The organism is Nitrospira sp. Nam74 (genome assembly GCF_965152615.1).
The window spans coordinates 1,802,862-1,822,111 of the sequence record NZ_OZ224220.1; the positions used below are offsets into that span (position 1 = coordinate 1,802,862).

Sequence of the window (19,250 nt, forward strand, 5' to 3'; positions counted from 1 at the left end):
ATAAGACCACATGTCTCACGTATGGCTTGGTAAAACACGCCTTATTCAGACAATCAGCGCCGGGGTGGCCGCAGGCACGACGGCCGTGATGCTGTTGCTCGGGTTGATCGAACCGGAGGTGTTGCGCCGGCTAGAGAATGCATCCGTGGATGGTCGGTTTATCTTGCGAGGGGCATGGCCGCCTGGTGCCGAGATTGTCCTCGTCGCGGTGGACGAACAGAGCTTGCATGAAGTTGGTCGCTGGCCATGGCCACGTGACACCCAGGCACGCTTGGTTCAAGCTATTAGTGCCGGCGGCGCCAAAGTCATCGGTCTCGATATTATCTATGCCGAGCCCGAGTCTGCCGATGCACGACGTGTCCTCGACGATGTCTATCGTGCTGCGATGGTGCCCGGCGCCGCCTCACCGGCTCTTCGAGGATTGTTAGAGCAGACGCTGACTCATGTCGACACGGACGGGCAATTTGCCGAAAGTCTGAGAACAGCCGGCAATACAATCTTAGCGCTGCCGTTCGTCGTGCCTGAAACCGACAGGCGAGACAATCCCAGCCATCCGGCTCCAGTCACCGGGGCGGTGTCTGTCCCGGAGTATCTCCAACGCAGTGCATTCATGCTGATTAGGCACAGTAGGAGCGGGTCAGCCTTGGAGCCATACATCGCGATCAATCAACATGGCCCCCTGAAGACATTTGCGCAGGAGGCGGTCGGCCTGGGACACGTCTACAGTGTTCCGGAAAAGGACGGCATCACGCGGTATGAAGCCCTTGTGATACGGTATGGGGACGAGTATTACCCTTGCTTCCCATTGGAAATAGTCCGCGCCTATCTCGAGATACACCGGGATCATATGGCCTTCATGCTGGGCGAGGGCGTGCAGCTTGGCGATCGGTTCATTCCCACCGACCAGAAAGCTCGTATCCTGATCAATTATCTTGGCCCCGAACGACACTTCCGCTACGTCTCTGCCACGGACGTGCTTCAACAGAGGGTCCCCCCCGGGACGTTTCGCGACAAGATCGTGATCGTCGGCACGGCCGCGCTCGGAACCTACGACCAGAAGGCGACCCCATTTTCCGCCAATGTCCCGGGAATCGAGAAAAATGCAACCGTCGTTGACAATATCCTTCGCGGAGCCTTCGTGCAGAAACCATGGTGGTCCAGGCCCCTGGACCTCGCCATGATTCTCGGGTTGGGGCTCGGATTGGGCTATGCCTTGCCGAAGATGCGAGCCATTCCTGCCGCCCTGCTCACCGGAGGTCTCGGGCTGGTGTACGCGGTGGCCGCGCACATGGTCTTTGTCTCGTATGGATTGTGGCTCGATATGGTCGCACCGGTTCTAACCATCGTGATCATTTTCATCTGCGTCACCGTGCTGCGGTTCATGATCGAAGAAAACCAAGCGAAGGAGGTGCGAGCTCTATTCTCGAGCTATGTGAGCCCGCAGATCGTCGACGAGTTGATTAAAGATCCGGGGAAGGCCACTGTCGGCGGGGATCGGCGGGAGTTGACAATGCTCTTTTCCGATGTGGTCGGCTTTACGAGCTTCAGCGAAAAGCATGCGGCAGAAGTGGTGGTGGCTCAATTGAATGAATATCTTGAAGCAATGACGGAAGTGATTTTTCGCTGGAACGGAACCCTGGATAAATTCGTGGGCGATTCCATTGTTGTGTTCTGGAACGCGCCGGTCGAACAGCCCGATCATGTCGAGTTGGCGGTGAAGTGCGCGCTGCACATGCGCAAGCGCCTGGAAGAATTACAGTCAAAGTGGAGAGCCGAGGGCCGGACGCCATTTGAAAACGGGATCGGGATCAATACGGGCGTGGCCGTGGTGGGCAACATCGGCGCGCAAGGCAAAAAAATGGACTATACGATGATCGGCGATTACGTGAACTTGACCGCGCGGGTGGAAGGCCTGACGCGCCATTTCAGCACGGGAATTGTGCTCACGGAATATACGGCCGCGCGCCTGAAAAGTTTGATTGCCGACGGAGAGCGCGTTGATAATCGAGGATGCCTGGGACACGTCGCGCTGCACAGGCTGGGGGCCGTGAAAGTCAAGGGCAAAGAGCTCGTCGTGGTGGTGTACGGCTTGAAATCGTTGGGACGGCATGAACCGTCGACGGTGAGTGAATCGCCATCCGTCGGCAGTTTGGAGATATTGGAGAAGTAGGCGCCGTGTCTTAAAGGCAGTGCGTCAAGCGTGCTTTCGTCTGGTCGATCGATGGTTTGACCCGCAGAGTCTGTTCCTTCTGCTTTTTACACGCGCGTTGTGCGATCGTCTCGGTCAGTCGCTTCACAGGAGGCGGCGATGGGGCGTACATCGCCGTTGCCGTGCCCGGGCTGGACTCCAGATTCGTTGTTTCCACGATCTCGCTGACGAACGGCTTGGCCACTTCTATCGCGATGGCCGGGACGGGCGTATGGTCGGGCGCCGTGGCGGACAGATTGCCTGGGGGAATGACCACGCTTCGTCCCATCGCACCGAAGGTCGCTTCGCCCCGGCTTCCGTGATTGATGACGCCAACCGACCGTATGATCGCACTACCCGGTTCTGCTGCCTCTTGTCCGTCGAAGTCTTCTTGAACCCAGAGCGTGACTTCTCCATGATGCGTTGTCGTGCTGGACCCGGCCGCACGAATTTCGACGGTCCATAGGTCTTCGTCATCTGAGGTCATCACGTTCATCCGAAGCGTGCCTCGTTCCAAGCCGATGATCGTACGCCGATCGTCGGCCGGCTGCTGAACTGTGAGCCGGGTGTTGGGTCCCAGCATAAGCCTTCCGTAGGGTAAAGAGATGCGCGCGCCCGATTGTGCCTGGGTTTCGATCACGTCGTCGGCGAAAATTGGATAGGACTGAATCACGGGTTCAGGATGCGTCAATTCAGCTCGTGCCAGAAAGACGTTTCCTTTGACGAGAGTAATCTCCCCCACCGGCTGCGGCCGCAATTCCATCAGGCATGCGGGCAAGGTCAATGCAATGCAGGATGCACATACGCCTAAAGTCAGGCGGAGGAAAGTCCGTTGGAAGCTAGCGGGCCGTCCGGCTTCAAGCATCATCACGCCGGAAGGGTAGCAGGACATAAGAGAAGGCGCTGTCAGGATGGAGAGGAAAGCGCGTAGGTAAAATGACTACCTACTTGGCTTGCGGACGGGGGCTCGTTGAGCCTCCTTGATCATCTGCATCACCAGAGTTCTCTCGTCGGCCTCTGATGTCAGATCCCCGTTCAACCGGCCGTCTAAGAGCCGGCTGAGAATAGTGGTGTAGATCGGTCCCGGCTTCACGCCAAGCGCTTGCAAATCGGTCCCCGTAATCGTGGATTTGACCTGCTGATACGTCGTAAAAAAGGCCGTGACTTGGCGCTTCACGGTCTCTGATCCGCTTTTCGCAAGCAAGAACAGCAGCGCTTCGTCCGGCAGTGTTTTCAGCATTCGGTACGATTCCGAAGGCCTGGGCGCAGGACGCCGTTCCAGCCGGCGGAGGAGTTCGGGCGCTTGAGCACGGGCCATGCGTACCCTTGTTGCATGACGTTCCGGGACGGTGAGACGTGTGAGTGTCTCTTCCATCGCATCAGCGGGCAAGACATCCATCAGCGCTATGAAGTACACCAGCCAGGCTTCGAGAGGACGATCCAGGTACAGCAGCCGGTACCAATTCAACGCGTCTTCAATCTGCTTGAGCATCGCGGTGGTTTGCGGCGTCGGCCTCAGCTTGGGATGTATAAACCGAAGGAGATCGAGTTGGCCGAGACGCGCAATCGCATGTCGAGGCTCTTCCTCCGACAGCAGCAAGACCAGTTCGGTCAACAACCGCGATCCTGAGAGGCGGTGAAATAAATCCATCTTCACCGCTCCCTTGATAAGGCTCAGCGTTTCCTTTCCCAGTCGATACCCGAAACGATGCTCAAATCGGACGGCCCGAAAGACGCGTGTCGGGTCTTCCACGAAACTCAGGCTATGCAAGACGCGGATGATGCCGTCTTTCAGATCGCGCTGCCCACCGTAAAAATCCAGCAGGACGCCGAATCGTTGCGGGTTGAGGGAAATGGCTAGCGTATTGATCGTGAAGTCACGGCGATACAGATCTTTTTTAATCGAGCTCCGTTCGACGGTCGGAAGAGCGGTCGGGTATTCGTAGTATTCGGTTCTGGCGGTCGCAATATCCAGTTTGCGGCCGCCTGGCAATGTGATCACCGCCGTTCCGAACCGGTTATGCGCCTCGACGGCGCCGTGTAGTTCACGGCTCAGCGCGCGAGCATAGGCGATCGCGTCGCCTTCAATCACCAGGTCGAGGTCCAAATTCGGTCGACCCAACAACAGATCCCGCACAAAACCACCGACCACATAGGCGGAAACATTCCGACGCTCAGCCAGTTCGCCGGCGGACGTCAAGAGTCTGTATGATTCGTCAGAGACGAGGGCTTTAAGCCGGCTTCGGACATTCCGTGTGTGCCGACTTACAGGCGGTTCATCGCCCCTTGAGCGCGCATGTGCGGCCGTGAGCACGTCGCGGTGGAGGGCGCGAAGAAGATCGGTCCGCGTAATCACGCCGATGACTTTGCTCCGATTCAAAATTGGCACAAATCGCTGGTTCCGCTCGAGCATATGAGATTCGACATCGCGAAAGGGCGTCTCTGACGACGCGATGTAGGCATCGGTCTGCATTAGGTCTTTGACCGGTGTATCGTGCAGATGGTGGAAGAGCGCTTTTTGGATCGTCTCACGGGTGATCAATCCGCGATAGCGCCGCCGGCCGTCAATCACCGGCATGGCGTTCACGCCATACTTGGTCAGGGCTGTTTCGACTTCAGCGGCGGTTGACGTGTCGGTCACTACTTTTGCCGGCACCGTCATGACATGAGCGGCAAGCAGATGCGGCTTCACATGTGCTGTGAGCCACTCCGTGAGCTGTTCTCGTATTTCGATTAACGTTTTGCCTTTCACCGTGGCCGCGGAGGCGACGGCATGCCCGCCGCCGCCGAACCGGCGTGCCAACTGTCCCACATCGATGTCAGCGCGGCGGCTCCGGCCGATCACTTGCACTTTGTCGTCCAACGCAATGGCGGCGATGACGGCATCAAGACCCTCAAGGTCAGCCAATTTATGAACGACCTCGGCATAGTCACCGCGATATCGATCATAGGTGCTCGTCGCCAGCAGGATTTTGCGTCCATCCACATACAGGGTCTCGCTGTTGTGAAGAAGATCGTTGAGCAGCGTGATTTGTTCGGGATCGAGCGGGCGTTTCAGTGTGTCGGTGACTGCGGTGAGGTCCGCTCCCATGCGAAGCACATAGGCGGCCGCCTCGAGGTCGCGAGGGGTAGTCGAGGAAAAGGCCATGAAGCCCGTTTCTTCATACAGTCCAGTCGCCAGGACCGTCGCTTCGAATGGACTGAGAGCCAGCCCTTTGGCCTTCAACTGCTCGATCAGGAGCGTGACGGTCGCACCGACCGAATCGGTGTGGGTGTATTCTGCTCGCGCTAGCCCCTCGCTCAGGGGATGATGATCGTAGATATGGACGAGTACCTTTCGATTGTCCCATAAGGTTTTCAATGGTCCAAGACGATCGGGTTCATGAGCGTCCATGACAATCAAGCGGGTGACCTGTGTGAGATCGAGGTCCTTGAGCCGGGTGATGCCTACATCATGGAGGGCGAGGAAGCTCCGGACCGGTTCTTGCGCACCCGCGGGCAAGACCAGTCTGGCGCCAGGGTAGAGTTTGCGACCCGCCACCATTGAAGCCAATCCGTCAAAGTCGGCATTGAGATGAGTCGTAATGACATCCATAGCGAACAAGGGCCGGTCGTCGGGATCATGATTCTATTCGATTGTAGCAGGCTGACGCGATGGAAAGAAAAAGGGATCGGCTAATCAACACGAGCGGGATTGGGGATGTCTTTAAAAATCAGCTGGCTCAATTCCTGACCCAAGGCCAGGCGTTCGGCGAGAGTAGGCGCTGTCATTGCGCGGTCGAATAATTCCCCGACGGCCGCATCGCGCGTCATGGTGAATCGAAGCAAGTCCGCCGGCGCCGTGAGCCAAAATCCCCTGAGGCGGAAAAACGCGTTCAGCAAGTGATCGAGAAACACGCCCAGCAGATACTGGGCGGTGGCAGGCTGATGCAGCATGTCCTGCGCCTTTCCGAGTCGATGCAGACAATCGGCCTTCAGTCGTATTCGTTCATTCATGCTGGCCGGTTTCGGACCCTGCCGAAAGCGCTGCGCAGCCTTTTCGACGAGTTTGGCGCCGATCATGTCATGATCGAACAGGACGCGCCCTTTGCGAAGCAGCGGGGGGAGTCGGGAGGCATGCGGCATTTCCTGCTCGACGGCCTTGTGGCTACGGTACCGGACATCAATTAACCGGTCGGCCACGCGGACGATTTCTTCCCCTTCATCCTGTCCCTTCACCAGCGCGATGAAATTGAGATCGCTGTGTAGCGTCAGACTCCGGCGCGCGCCGGAACCAACCAGGATAATGGACACCAGATCCGCGCCCCGCTTGCCACGTATGTACGTCAAGGCTTCAGCAATAATGCGATCGGTGCCCGGCGGCTGTGGCGGCAAAATCGCTTCGGGCGGTTCGGGTACCGGCAGCAGTTCGGCCTCGAGTTCTTCTCTGGTGGGGAGCGACGAAGTCGGGTCCAGCGAAGATGACGAATTGGGTTCCATGGGTTCCGTCGGGTCCATCAGATTCATGAGCGCCCGTCGCGCCCGGTCAGGAAGGTCCGGATCGGCATGTTAAGGAGTGCGGGGGACAAGGAGCGTGTCAGGCTGTGCAAATCATCCTCTTCGTCATCGTCCGTACGGCAGCAATCGCGCATTCTAGAGGTCACCACCGGGAACGTCAACTCGCGAGTGAAACGGGGCCCTTGATCTGCCTCACCGGCATTAGCGGGTGAGGACGGCCGCAAATAGGCGTCCGGCTTCTTCAATATCATCCGCGCTAATGTCCAGGTGAGTGACTGCTCGAAACTTGCGTCCGCCAATCGCATTGATCAGCAGGCCCTCTTGTTTCAACTCGCTGACGAGCTGGGCCGGAGAGCGCCCATTGTCCTTCACCTCAAACACGATGATATTGGTTTCGACGTGAGTCGGGTTCACCGATACGGACGGGATCGTGTGGAGGATTTGTGCCAGACGTTTGGCATGGTCGTGGTCTTCCTTGATCCGTGCAATGTTATGCTCCAACGCGTAAATGCCCGCCGCGGCCAAGATGCCGGCCTGACGCATAGCCCCCCCATACATACGCCGGAATCGACGCAACCTGCCGAGGAGTGCCGGATCGTTGGTGGCTATCAGCGATCCGACCGGCGCGCCCAGTCCCTTGGAGAGACACACGGAAACCGTTTCAAAGTGCCGGGCATAGTCTGCCGCCGGTATGCCGGTGGCCACCACGGCATTAAACAACCGGGCGCCATCCAGATGCAGCGGTATGCTGTGGCGTCGAGCGACAGACCGGATCGCTTCAATAGTGACAAGCGGGTAGATTGAGCCACCGCCGCTGTTGTGGGTGTTCTCAAGACAGATGAGCGCCGTGGGGATCGTATGAGGATCGTTGGGACGGATGGCCGTTTCGATCTGCTCGGGCGTCACAAGCCCACGTTCTCCACAGACCCAGTGAAGCTGCACGCCTGATAGGGCTGCAGCGGCTCCCTGTTCATATCGCACGATATGGGCCGTGCTCTCGACAATGACTTCTTGGCCGGGCTGAGTCTGCACACGAATGGAGAGCTGATTGGCCATCGTGCCGGAGGGAACAAAGATGGCATCCGTTTTCCCCAGTAGGGCGGCCGCTATTTCTTGTAACCGATTGACCGTCGGATCCTCGCCATAAACGTCATCACCCACCGGAGCGCCCGCCATCGCATCGCGCATGGCTTGAGACGGTTTCGTGACAGTGTCGCTGCGCAGGTCGATCATCGCCTCAACGCCCTTGTTCCAGTTTTCGCGCGTCTTCGAAGCGAAAGCCTTGCCAATTGAGCACGGGATAGACTGAGAAGATCGGGGTGTTATAAGGCACGACGGCTGCTTCAACACCCGGAAGGAGTTGCAGATGCATATTGATGAAATTAAAGCTGAGCCCGTCCTGCCACGGACGATGAGACGATGGCGCGTACGCCTGGACTCTTTCAGTCGCATAGGTGCGGGTCAGAAGCCCGGCCGCGCCTTCGAGGCCGTACTCATGGAGATCGGGCGCGCCTTGAATCAGGACAGACATCATCGACGCATCGAACCAGATTTTGAAATTGCAGACGATCTGAGCGTATGGTCCGAGCGTATTGATCCCATCAAGGAAGGCTCGAGCCAGCCCGATCTCTTGCGGGGCATCATCGGGGAGCGGGCGTTCAACTCGCCCCATGTCCGCTTCTTTCACCGGCGACGCTGAAACGAACAGGAGGTGAGGATCGTCCATCGGGATATCCAACACCTCATCATCGTAATAGCTGATGAGCTTGCCAAGGTCATAGCGTAGGGGGAAGGAGTAGCCCATCCTGGCGTACCAGATCCGTAATCCGGCCTCCAACGGATCATCCGGACGGCGACTGATTTTAAGATCGAATGGCAGCATGAGATGCAGTGCGCCCGTCCGCGCGCTCATGAACGGCGCACAGGCGCCGGCGAATTCTTTGTGCACGCTGGGATTGTCCGGTTCGAACTTCCGTCCGGGTCCGGCGAAGTGTTGTGCGGTCTTGGCTTCTTTTGTCAGCTTGAATTTCTGTTGATAATAGGACGACGCGCGTTTTTGCGCGGTCGTGAGAAAATAATCGGGGAGATCCGTCTCGACAATAATGTATTGTTTGTCGAGGCCGGCTGGTGCAACACCAGTGCGGGTCGCCCGCATGGCTTCGTTGTAGAGATCCCATTCGACGGATGTTTTCTGAATTTCGTGCATGAGCTGCCGGGCCAGCTCGGGATTCGCGTATTGGGTTCGGCGAAGAATATGGCTGGCCCTTTGCAGGCACTCCAACTTATGAATGTATCGTTTGGGCTCTGCCGCGAAGACCTCCGCCGTGGCCATGTAGAGATTGAACTGCTCCTCCGGCGTGAGTTCGATCTGGTCAAGGTCGTGTTCCTTCAGAAATGCAAATGCGAGCGGGCCGAAAGATTCCTCTTTGCGAATGCAGAGCGTGAGTAAATAGTTGTATTGGGCCCGAGCTTCCTCTGAAGTCATGTCGCATTCTAAGGGAATGACCGTGACAACGACAAGCTATGGCCTTTATAATTGGATGCTCCGATTTGACGCTGGCGGCGATGAATAATAAATGGTGCCCTTTCGTCCACTCGTAGGAAATCAACAAGACACCACGACTACAGAATAAGGACCGACAACATGGTTGAAGTTCCCGTCAAGCTGTACATGGATAGAGTGCTGAAAGCCGCCCGTCAGGCCGTCCGCCCGATGGCGCAGTTTTCGACCGTTGCAAAGAACAAGGTGTTGCTGGCAGTGGCTGACCGTTTGGCTGAACAGGAACAGGAAATTTTTGAAATCAACGAGCGCGATGTCAAGGCTGTCGGCAAGAGCCTGGAAGGGGAAAAGGATCGGATGAAAGAGGCGGTCGATCGCGTTCGCCTGAAGACAGACGATCTGAAGCAGATGTGTGAGGATCTGCGCCGCATTGCGGACCTGCCTGACCCCGTCGGGGAAGTGACGGCCATGCAACAGCGACCCAATGGTATGCAGGTTAGTCGCGTGCGGGGCCCTATCGGCGTCATCGCCATCATTTCCGAGTTCGGGCCGTCCATCATGACCGAATCCGTCGCTTTGTGCCTAAAGTCCGGCAACGTCTGTGTGTACCGTGGTGGGCCGGAGTGGTTACAGACAACGACCAAGCTGGCGGCCTTGTGGAGAGAAGCCGCAAAAGAGGCCGGACTTCCAGCAGATGGCCTGACTTTCGTCGAACGGTCGGAGAAAGAGGCCGCGATTGAAATGTTCCGGCAATCGAAATGGATCGACGGGCTTGTCGTGAAGGGGTATGCGTCGTTGCGCAAAGCGATTATCGAGCAAAGCCGAATCCCGATTCTCTGCCATGATTTCGGGGTGAGTGTCATGTACATTGATGCCGAGGCCGACCTTCCCTTGGCACAGAATCTCGTGGTGAATTCCAAAGTGCAGCAGGTGACGGCAGACAATTCGATTGATACACTGCTTGTGCATCAGGCTACCGCCCGTTCGCTGGTGCCCGCGCTGATTCGCCGGCTCTTGGATGAATTCAAAGTCGAAGTGCGGGCGTGTCCCAAGACAGTGTCGTTGATCGGTGCCCAGTCCTTTACGTCCTATAAAGTCGTACAGGAGGCGACGGACGAAGATTATGTGCAGCAGTTTCTCTCCCCCCTATTGGCCATTAAGGTGGTCAACACCTTCGATGAAGCACTGGACCACATTGCATACCATAGCCCGACACACACGGCCGCCATTGTCACGCGGGATTATGTGAACGCCATGCGATTTACGAGGGAAACCGATGCGGCGGCCGTTGTGGTGAACGCGTCGACACGATTGCATGACGGAGAGGAATTCGGCATGGGTGGGCAAATTGGCGTCAGCACCGGGCGGATGCATGCTCGTGGACCGCTGGCGCTGGAGCAACTGACGTGTGAAAAATGTGTTGTGATGGGGACGGGACAGCTGAAACACCCGCATCCGGTGCCGGTCACCTACGAAGACGCCATCATGCTCAAACGCCCTTCGTAGAATGTTGAAAATGGCCTTCAACTTCGTTCTCAGTCGTGAAACCCCTCAACGTACTTGTCCAGTACGCCTCGGGACCTTCACTCCCTGCGGCCTCGTTGGCCGACCTTTTTGAGCATCCTACACAGCTATTCCAGTGTCCGCTAATTTACTTCACGACGCTCTTGCCGAACACCTTGCCTGGTGGGGATTGCGCCGCTTTGACTCCGATCAGGCGTATTTCCAATGGCAGCGGGACATTATTCCAGCCGCCGATTTGGCTCGCCTCATCGAATTGGCTCAGAAAAAGTCTGCCAATGAAGGCGACGTCGCCGCTGAAGTCGCTTTTTATGACTTTTCGGTTGAATCGGGCGTGCTTCCTGCCCTGTATAGCCAACGCTATGATTACTACACGGCTGTAGGTCCTCTCATTGCGGATCGTATCGGGACTCCGCGAGTCGTCTTGGATTTCGGGTGTGGTCCCGGGATCCTGACGACCTTCTATGCTCGCCAGTTTCCACACGTTGACTTTGTGGGTCTTGACCGATCCGCTGCATCGGTCTCAACGGCTCAGGAACGTGCCAAAGAACTCGGCCTGAAAAATATTCGATTTGAGTGGGGTGATATCGATGTCACCACACCGGTCGGTTCGTACGACCTCATCGTCGCGACGCACGCCTTGTTACAAGCTGAGCACGATCCTGGTATTCCGAGCGCCGATTGGCAGAGCTTTGAGCGGCCCAAAGACGCCCGCCTGCAAAGTGAGTTCGAACGTCGGACCGGTCTGAGCCCAAGACTCGACCATCTCGTTTCGGCGCTAGCGCCGAAGGGCCGCTTGCTTGTTTTTGAAAAAACCAGGCCGCTAGCGAGACGGATTCCCTTCCAGCGTGCCCTTGCCGCACGCGGATGCATCCTTCTCGAGCCTTCGATGCCGATCGGTTACACCATCGTTGAAGAGGTAGCCGATGACGGTCCATTCTATGTCCTCGGTCCGGCCTCGATCGGCAGTACATCCAGCTGTGAATGGGATGAGTCGCCTGAAGGGGTGGGACGTCCGACGGTCGACATTCCACAACTCGGCCAACTGACCACGAGAATCGATGAACCGCTCTACGAGAATCATGACGCATCCGCGCACATTGTATGGGCACACCTCTCTGGCCGTCAGATCGTGCACGAGACGACCCGCGACGGTCCAGATGGTAAACAGTTGCACGTGGAGACAGGGCAGGCCCAAGGACTGTACTATCTGTTTTGTGCCAATACCTTCGACCAACGTCAATTAGTTCTCGTCAGGCCGGAACAGGCTGGAATGCTGGATGAGTATTACGAGGAAATAGTCCGGTCTATCGATGACCGGATGACCGGGTAGAACAGGCACCCCGGAGGTTGCTTGACCTTCCTCGGTGAGTCCACATAGAATGACCGATGCCGTGATTTTGAGGACTTCCTAAGGGGGACCGCGCTCATGAGAGTCGAGTATTCTAAGGGGGAACGGGCGAGCCGCGAGCTGATCCAACTCCACCGCCGAGAGTCGGAAGCGACGAGTGGGCGCAAGATGAAGGTCATGTTGGTCTTCCCACCCGACTGGTATCCTTCCGAACCGTACCTCAGTCTTCCCTCGCTCACCTCAGTCCTCAGGGCGGCCGGCCACCAGGTCATCCAAAAAGACATCAATCTGGAAATGTACGACTGGTATTTCAGTGAGGATTTTCTCAAGCGAGTCCTCCGGCGAGTACCGCAGCAACTTGATCGTCTGCGCAAGCTGTCCAAGAAACGGGAATTGGCGGATTGGGAGCGGGATGTTCAGCTCGCCTTGTGTGACCTGACTCGAGACTATGTTGCAGAACTTATCAAGAAAGCGGAGACCGCCAAGCATATCGTCAGAAGCCAGGAGTTCTACGAGGCCGATAAGCTCGAGTGGGCCATCAACGTGTTCCGCGAGGTGACCGGCGCGATCTCGCTCGTGTATGCACCGGCTCGCATTTGCATGCCGCCGATGGAGACCGATCTCTCATACAAGGTATTTGTCTCTTCGGAACTGCTGGATGCCGTCCAGGACACTCAGGTCAATGTGTACCGTGACGTATTCGAGCATCTTTTGAAGCCGGCCATCGAGGCTGCGCGTCCGGAGGTCATTGGTATTTCAATCGTGCTGCAGCAGCAATTGTTCTCCACGATGACCTTTTGCGCGCTCATTAAACAGTATTTCCCTCATATTCATGTCACGATCGGTGGGAATACCGTGACGCGGTTGCGCGATGTGCTGCCGGACAAGCCGGAAGTGTTTGCGCTCTTCGATAGCGCGGTGGTGTATGAAGGGGAGACGGCGTTCCTTCAGTTAGTCGAGGCAGTTGGGGCCGGCCGTTCGCTCACCAATGTGCCGAATGTGATCTATCGCGATGCGGCGGGTATCCATACGTCCCCCTTGAGCTTTGCCGAGGATATGGCGTCCTTACCTCCGCCCGATTTTGACGGCCTCCCCTTGGAAAAGTATTTCTTGCCGGAACGCATTCTGCCGTATCTGGCCACCCGAGGGTGCTATTGGGGACGTTGCGAATTTTGCGACCACGGCGAAGGCTATACGGCCGGATACCGTACCAAGAAAATCGATGAGATCATGCAAGAGATCCGGGGTCTGAGAGACAAGTATCAGACGCGTCATTTTCACTTCACGGACGAGTCATACCCTCCGGCGCTCTTTCGCAAGCTCACGCGTAAGTTGATCGAAACCAATATGGACATTGCCTGGACGACTCACATGCGGTTTGAAAAGAGCTTGCTCGACGACGCGGTGTGGAAAGATGCCGTCGACTCCGGGTGCCGGTACCTGCACTTCGGATACGAGTCCGGCAACGAGCGCGTATTGAAGCTCATGGATAAGGCGACAACCACCGAGGTCATCCATCGGAGTCTCGAGTTATCCGCAGGCGTCGGCATTTGGAACCATGTCATGGGATTTTTTGGTTTCCCTGGCGAGCGGCGTGAAGATGCGCTGGATTCGATTCGATTCCTGGAAGAGAATAAAGACCTCGTGCACTCCATTGGATTTGGAACCTTCGACTTGAGCAGACATACACCGGTCGCCAAGAACCCTGAAAAATTTGGTGTGACGGCGTACAAGAATCCGGAGTGGGACTTGGCCCTCGACTATTACTTCACGGTCAAGGACGGTCTCAGCGTGGAAGACGCCGAACGGGTATTTGAAGAGTTTGAGCGCAATCACCATCCAGGGTGGGACCTGCGGGTGTTCATCCGCGAATACATCTTCCTCTATGTCGCCCGCTTTGGCACGAATCGGCTGCCCGAACTGCAGTTCAAGCCGCGCTTCGATGATCCGGTTGGTTCCATCGCAGAAAAGGTGTGCTGACCTTGAAAGAAGCTAAGCAGCCATCAGCGGCGGCTTTCAGGGTGCCGTCTTCGGTTTTCTCTGGACTGACGGCTGAATGCTATAGCAGGCATCGATTACGCAATGGCTAGTGACCTTATTCATATTCGAAAAGCCGGTGACCCAGTAGCCGCCCTGCAACCCTCCGGTCGCAAGCTGAAGGCCATGCTGCTGTTTCCGCCGGAGTGGGTCCCTACGGCGCCCTATTTGGCCTTGCCCAGTCTCACGGCGGTGTTGCGTCAGAACGGGCATGCGGTCATACAAAAAGATGTGAACATCGAAATGTATGATCTATTTTTCACCGACACGTTTCTGATTTGGGTGAAAGCCAGGATGGGCATGCAGCTGCGTGCGCTGGAGGCCAAGGAAGCGGCCGGACTCCTGACTGAACAGGAAGTGGATCAAAAGGCTGTGCTCGCTCAAAAGGCCGATGTTGATGTGTTCGAGCTGGCTGATCACGCCATGGAAGCCAAACGCATCACTCGAAGCGAAGATTTTTACGCAGCCGATAAACTGGAATGGGCGCTCAACACCTTCCGTGAGGTGATGCAATACATTTCGGCGGCGTACTATCCCGCCTCCCTCGTCTTTTATCCCATGGAAAGCAATCTGGGATATCGGCCCGGGGTATCACATGAGGTGTTCGCGTGCCTCGAGGACGAGCAGGTGAATGTCTATCGCGATGTGTGTCGACAACTCGTATTGCCGGCCGTGAGCAAGGAGCGCCCGGATGTCGTCGGCGTGTCCATCGGCACGCAGATGCAGCTGATGGCAGGCCTAACCTTCTGCCGGATGATCAAGGAGGCGTTTCCCGAGATTCATATCACTGTCGGGGGCAACATCATCACGCGACTCCAAGAAGAGCTGCCCAAGCACGAGCGATTCTTCACCGAGATTTTCGATACGGCGATCATGTATGAGGGCGAGCATGCCTTACTGTGGCTCCTCGAAGCGGTCGCCGGCGATCGAGCCATCACGTCCATTCCAAATCTGATCTACCGGAATGAAGACGGTATTCATATGAACCCGGAGATCCACACGGAAAAGATGGCGTCCTTACCGCTGCCCGACTTCGAAGGTTTTCCACTGGACAGCTATTTTGTGCCGGTCAGGATTCTGCCGTATCTCGCGACCCGCGGCTGCTATTGGGGCCGTTGCACCTTTTGCGACCACGGGCAGGGCTACTTTGATCAATATCGCGGTCTGACCGCACAACAGGTCGTCCAACAAGTGAGGACGCTCAAAGAGAAGTACCAGGTGGAACATTTCCTATTCGCCGATGAATCGTATCCACCGGCCCTCCTTAAAAAAGTCGTCCCGCTGCTCATCGATCAGCAGGTCGGCATCAAATGGACGACGTTGATTCGATTCGAGGAAAGCTTGCAGGATCCGGCGCTCTGGCGTGACATCAAAAAGGCCGGCTGTTGCACGCTCTATTATGGGATGGAATCGGCGAACGAGCGCGTGTTGAATTTGATGGATAAGCACGTGAAACAACCGGTCATCGCGAGCAATCTCAAGCTCGCTTCTGAGGCCGACATTTGGAACCACGTGATGGCGTTTTATGGGTTCCCCGGAGAGACGCGGGACGAGGCGGAAGAGACGAGACAATTCCTACTCGACAACAAGGCCCATATCCATTCCGTGGAGTTGTTCTACTTCGTCGCCTATCGCCATACGCCGATGGTCCGTCATCCAGAAAAGTTCGGCATAACGATTCACAAGCAGGAAGAGTACGACCTTCCGTTGGACTACTATTACACGCTCAATGAGCCTGGAGGGGTCACCTGCCTGGAGGCCATGCAGCTCTGCGAAGAGTTCTACCAGAACAATTTCGAACCGTGGGCGGTGCGTGTGAATGCCCGCGAACATGTGTTTCTGTATATTTCCAAATTCGGGACCAATCGGTTGCCGCAGATTTATGCCCAACCTCACGGCGGAGCCGCAGTGGGTTCGATCGACAGTGTCTCCGGATTGGTGACCTGGCCGGTGGCGAGAGGGGATGCTGAGTCGTCCAAAGAAGGTGAACCTGCAATGGCGAGAGTCGTCAGCCACAGCGTTTCGTAGCGTCAGCCGTTCTGTCCCTCCAGCCAAGCCAGCAATACGTTGTAGGCCGCCTGTATCTCCTTCGTCATGACTTCCCCTTTTTTGTACATCTGCATATATCTTCGAGGGTTATTCGTTAGATTGGCATAGCGGTGGGGATGCCACATGGCCAAGAGCTCACGGCGTTTTTCATCTAACTGCTGTCGGCTGACAGGCGCAGTGAGAGAAAAGAGTGCTAATGCTTGATCGATCTGTTCCTGGTTCATCCTCAACATGTCCGTTCGTTGAAGCGCTCGCAATGCTCGTGTTCAGTGTGGCAAACTGTACTGCTTCCGGTCAATTGAGGATGTGATGCCGATTACCACGCCGCTGCCGATTCTCCAGCCAAGAAAACTCTTTGAAGGCAAAGACTATCGTGAAGTCCTGCGCCGGGAAATGGATGCAGGAAAAATTCCGCTGAGTCTTGGAAAAACGTGTCCGGTTCAATGCGAGTTCTGTTATGAACTGGATCATAGCTATCGTGAAACCCTCGAACCGCCGAAGACAAGCCAGGAAGACTGGCAGTTCATGCTCGAGTATATTAATCAGAAGCCGACGGACCCGCAGCAGTTCTGGTGCCTTGGCGGCAATGAATACATGGAATGGACCGATCTCTTTCTGCATCCCAAGGCAATGGAGTGGGTCGAGGATTTCCTTAAATATACCGACAAAAACCTGACCTTTTTCACCGTCGGATTTGTGCATGTTCCGAAGATCCATCAACTGGTCTCGCAATATCCCGGCCGCATCAATTTCGAGCTCTCCGTCATCACTCTCGGCCGTTATCGCCAGCAGCTCATGCCGCACGCGCCGGCCGTGAAGCATCTCATGAAAGTCCTTGATGGTCCGGCGGTATCCTCTGCGAATTTTTATGCCTTCGATCGCCATACGATGTCGGATGATGCGCGGGCGATTTCTCAGGTCAATCAAAAATGCGTGCTGTGGATGGGCTGCCTGACTCCCGTGCGTGGATTGAAGGATGAGACGGCTGCGCTCATGCGGCAGGGGCGGGCGTATTTACCCCAGGAAGCCCAGCGCGTGTACGACGCCGGCCTGCCGAATCTGCAGACCATCCATACGGAGGCGCCCATTACGGCGTTTCTCAATCGCAGGCGGATCGTCAGTCTCTTCGATTCGCTCGAGCTGGAGAAGAAAGATACCATCGTCATGGGGCGAAGCGTTCATAAGGTGCTCACCATGTACCGCAAAAATCGCGCAAAGTTTCTTATGGTTCCGAACGCCACGCTGGGCGGCGATTCCGATTGCTCGGTGCTATTGACGTTCGATGACATCGCGCGTGCCCTCAACGCTCACAAAACGATTCATGTTCCGAAGTGCGTGATGCAATCGGGAAGAGGATTGTATACGGACATTGCGGGGGTGACGCTGGAAGACTTCATGAAAAAGACCGGCGTGAAGGTCAAGGTGCTGCACAAGATCGATACGAAATTTGCCAATCAACGACTGTACCGCAGCGGCCTGCTGAAAAATTACGTCGAGGACTACGTTCAAAATCCGGTCGCGCAAGCGTATGAAGCCCTTTCCGTCTCAGCGTAGCGACCGGTGAGGTCGAGGGGGCGCAGGCAAGGCTTGACCTCTGTTCTTGGTTCCCCTAGAGTAGCCGCAATGATCGAAGGCGAGCGGCGCGTCCTCACGTTTTACCAGGCCGATGTGTTCACCACCCTTCCGTTCGGCGGCAATCCCATCGCCGTTATTCCGGACGCTCAGGGTCTTGCGGACCAAGAGCTACAACGGATTGCCCGAGAAATGAACCTCTCGGAAAGTGTCTTTGTCTTTCCTCCGACGGAGAGTGCCGCGGCGGCAAAGATCCGTATTTTTACCCCGACCCAAGAAATCCCTTTTGCCGGCCATCCGGTCATCGGCGCGTTTTATGTTCTCGGGAAGCTCAAGCGCATTCCTCTCCACGAGCCGCTGACACGCGTGTTGCAAGAGTGCAATATCGGCCTGTTTCCGATCGAATTACACGTGCGAAATGGGGAGATCACCCGAGTCGTCATGTCTCAACCCAAGCCTGAGTTCATAAGCTCGGTCGATGCCATTGAAGATCTCTATGAGGTGGCCAAGGCATTGGGACTGTCCAAAAGTTTCATCAGCGGAGCGAATCTTCCAATCCAGGTCGTGTCCACGGGATTGCCGGTGATGATCGTCCCCATCCGTAGTCTCACCGCAGTGAGATCTATTCTTCCCAACGCCACAGCGATCAACGAACTATGTGCGCGCCATGGCGCAAACGGGATGATGGTTTTTACGACGATTACCGTTGAAGAGTTATCGACCGTTCATACGCGCATGTTTGCCTCTCCCATCGGAGTCATGGAGGATCCTGCCACGGGTAGCGCGAGCGGCGCCTTAGGTGCCTATTTGGTGCACCACGGTGTCGTGGAGGTCCGGCCGGTGACGGACATCATTGCAGAACAGGGGTATGAAATGGATCGGCCATCCCTGATCCACATTCAGGTCGAATCGGACGATGATGAAATTCAGAGGGTCACGGTAGGCGGGCAGGCCGTGATGATGATTGAAGGCACGTTGAGGTTTTGACGAAGAAGCCATCAGTGGTCAGCTTTAAGATGACAAGCCTTCAGAGTTAAAAGCGGAAGGTGAGACCGGCGGTTACCAGCTCATGGAAGGAGGAGCAATGTCCACACTAGCTCAGGTCATGCAAAAAGAACTGAAGAACGTTCGGTACGACGTGTCAGTGAAAGACGCGGCCAAGCGCATGCGTGATGAAAAAGTGAGCTCCTTATTAGTCGAAAAAAATAATGACCTGGTGGGCATTATCACGGACACTGACGTGGTGAGGCGCGCTGTGGCAGAAGGCAGTGATCTTGCTAAAACGGCCGTACATACGATTATGACAAGCCCGATTGCTACGATCGAATCTGTCAGGACGATTCAAGATGCGCATGACATGATGGGAGATCTCAGTGTCCGGCATCTGGGCGTCACAGACAAAGGAAAGCTCGTTGGCGTGGTCTCAGTCCGTGACCTGCTGGTTTACTATAAGAGAGTCTCGGAACCGAAAATCGCCCAGGATTAAACAGATTTTCCTACCGGACGCTCAAAAATGTTTTTATCCCGCCCGCCTG

Annotated in this window: 14 protein-coding genes; 8 read left to right on the top strand and 6 right to left on the bottom strand. The window is 56.1% G+C overall.

The window, feature by feature from the left end; all coding sequences use genetic code 11:
- The first annotated feature begins 10 nt into the window (after positions 1-10).
- Positions 11-2,170, top strand: a complete 2,160-nt coding sequence (locus ACWHYZ_RS08650; protein ID WP_447986874.1) for a CHASE2 domain-containing protein — start codon at positions 11-13, stop codon at positions 2,168-2,170.
- Positions 2,171-2,180: 10 nt separating this feature from the next.
- On the opposite strand, the gene ACWHYZ_RS08655 is transcribed toward ACWHYZ_RS08650, so the two are convergent.
- From ACWHYZ_RS08655 to ACWHYZ_RS08675, 5 genes are all read right to left on the bottom strand, one after another.
- Entirely contained in the window at positions 2,181-2,951 is a 771-nt protein-coding gene (locus ACWHYZ_RS08655) for a hypothetical protein (protein ID WP_447986875.1), read from the bottom strand.
- Between the two features lie 177 nt (positions 2,952-3,128).
- The gene (locus tag ACWHYZ_RS08660; RefSeq protein WP_447987543.1) at positions 3,129-5,783 is read right to left on the bottom strand and encodes a CBS domain-containing protein; all 2,655 of its coding nucleotides are present in this window, start codon (positions 5,781-5,783) and stop codon (positions 3,129-3,131) included.
- Positions 5,784-5,863: 80 nt separating this feature from the next.
- Complete coding sequence (locus tag ACWHYZ_RS08665) at positions 5,864-6,694, bottom strand: hypothetical protein (protein ID WP_447986876.1); 831 nt, start codon at positions 6,692-6,694, stop codon at positions 5,864-5,866.
- Between the two features lie 192 nt (positions 6,695-6,886).
- Positions 6,887-7,918, bottom strand: coding sequence for a low-specificity L-threonine aldolase (gene ltaE, locus ACWHYZ_RS08670; RefSeq protein ID WP_447986877.1), 1,032 nt, complete (start codon positions 7,916-7,918; stop codon positions 6,887-6,889).
- A gap of 4 nt (positions 7,919-7,922) precedes the next feature.
- Complete coding sequence (locus tag ACWHYZ_RS08675; protein WP_447986878.1) at positions 7,923-9,170, bottom strand: hypothetical protein; 1,248 nt, start codon at positions 9,168-9,170, stop codon at positions 7,923-7,925.
- A 159-nt stretch (positions 9,171-9,329) separates the two neighbouring features.
- Between ACWHYZ_RS08675 and ACWHYZ_RS08680 the strand changes: the two genes are divergently transcribed.
- From ACWHYZ_RS08680 to ACWHYZ_RS08695, 4 genes are all read left to right on the top strand, one after another.
- A complete protein-coding gene (locus tag ACWHYZ_RS08680) occupies positions 9,330-10,691 on the top strand; it encodes a glutamate-5-semialdehyde dehydrogenase (protein WP_447986879.1) in 1,362 nt (453 codons plus the stop codon).
- 133 nt (positions 10,692-10,824) lie between these two features.
- Complete coding sequence (locus ACWHYZ_RS08685; protein ID WP_447986880.1) at positions 10,825-12,039, top strand: class I SAM-dependent methyltransferase; 1,215 nt, start codon at positions 10,825-10,827, stop codon at positions 12,037-12,039.
- Between the two features lie 96 nt (positions 12,040-12,135).
- Positions 12,136-14,037, top strand: coding sequence for a B12-binding domain-containing radical SAM protein (locus ACWHYZ_RS08690; RefSeq protein ID WP_447986881.1), 1,902 nt, complete (start codon positions 12,136-12,138; stop codon positions 14,035-14,037).
- Positions 14,038-14,139: 102 nt separating this feature from the next.
- Entirely contained in the window at positions 14,140-16,122 is a 1,983-nt protein-coding gene (locus tag ACWHYZ_RS08695) for a B12-binding domain-containing radical SAM protein (RefSeq protein ID WP_447986882.1), read from the top strand.
- A 2-nt stretch (positions 16,123-16,124) separates the two neighbouring features.
- On the opposite strand, the gene ACWHYZ_RS08700 is transcribed toward ACWHYZ_RS08695, so the two are convergent.
- Positions 16,125-16,376 carry a hypothetical protein gene (locus ACWHYZ_RS08700; RefSeq protein ID WP_447986883.1) on the bottom strand — a complete coding sequence of 84 codons (252 nt, stop codon included), beginning with the start codon at positions 16,374-16,376 and terminating at the stop codon, positions 16,125-16,127.
- A gap of 76 nt (positions 16,377-16,452) precedes the next feature.
- On the opposite strand from ACWHYZ_RS08700, the gene ACWHYZ_RS08705 reads away from it, so the two are divergent.
- The 3 genes from ACWHYZ_RS08705 to ACWHYZ_RS08715 all read left to right on the top strand — a co-directional run bounded on the left by ACWHYZ_RS08705 (position 16,453) and on the right by ACWHYZ_RS08715 (position 19,201).
- Positions 16,453-17,697 (top strand): hypothetical protein, encoded by a 1,245-nt coding sequence (locus tag ACWHYZ_RS08705; RefSeq protein WP_447986884.1) that lies wholly within the window; start codon positions 16,453-16,455, stop codon positions 17,695-17,697.
- Between the two features lie 69 nt (positions 17,698-17,766).
- Complete coding sequence (locus ACWHYZ_RS08710; protein ID WP_447986885.1) at positions 17,767-18,702, top strand: PhzF family phenazine biosynthesis protein; 936 nt, start codon at positions 17,767-17,769, stop codon at positions 18,700-18,702.
- Between the two features lie 97 nt (positions 18,703-18,799).
- On the top strand, positions 18,800-19,201 hold the full coding sequence (locus ACWHYZ_RS08715) for a CBS domain-containing protein (RefSeq protein ID WP_447986886.1): 402 nt from the start codon (positions 18,800-18,802) through the stop codon (positions 19,199-19,201).
- Positions 19,202-19,250 lie beyond the last annotated feature (49 nt).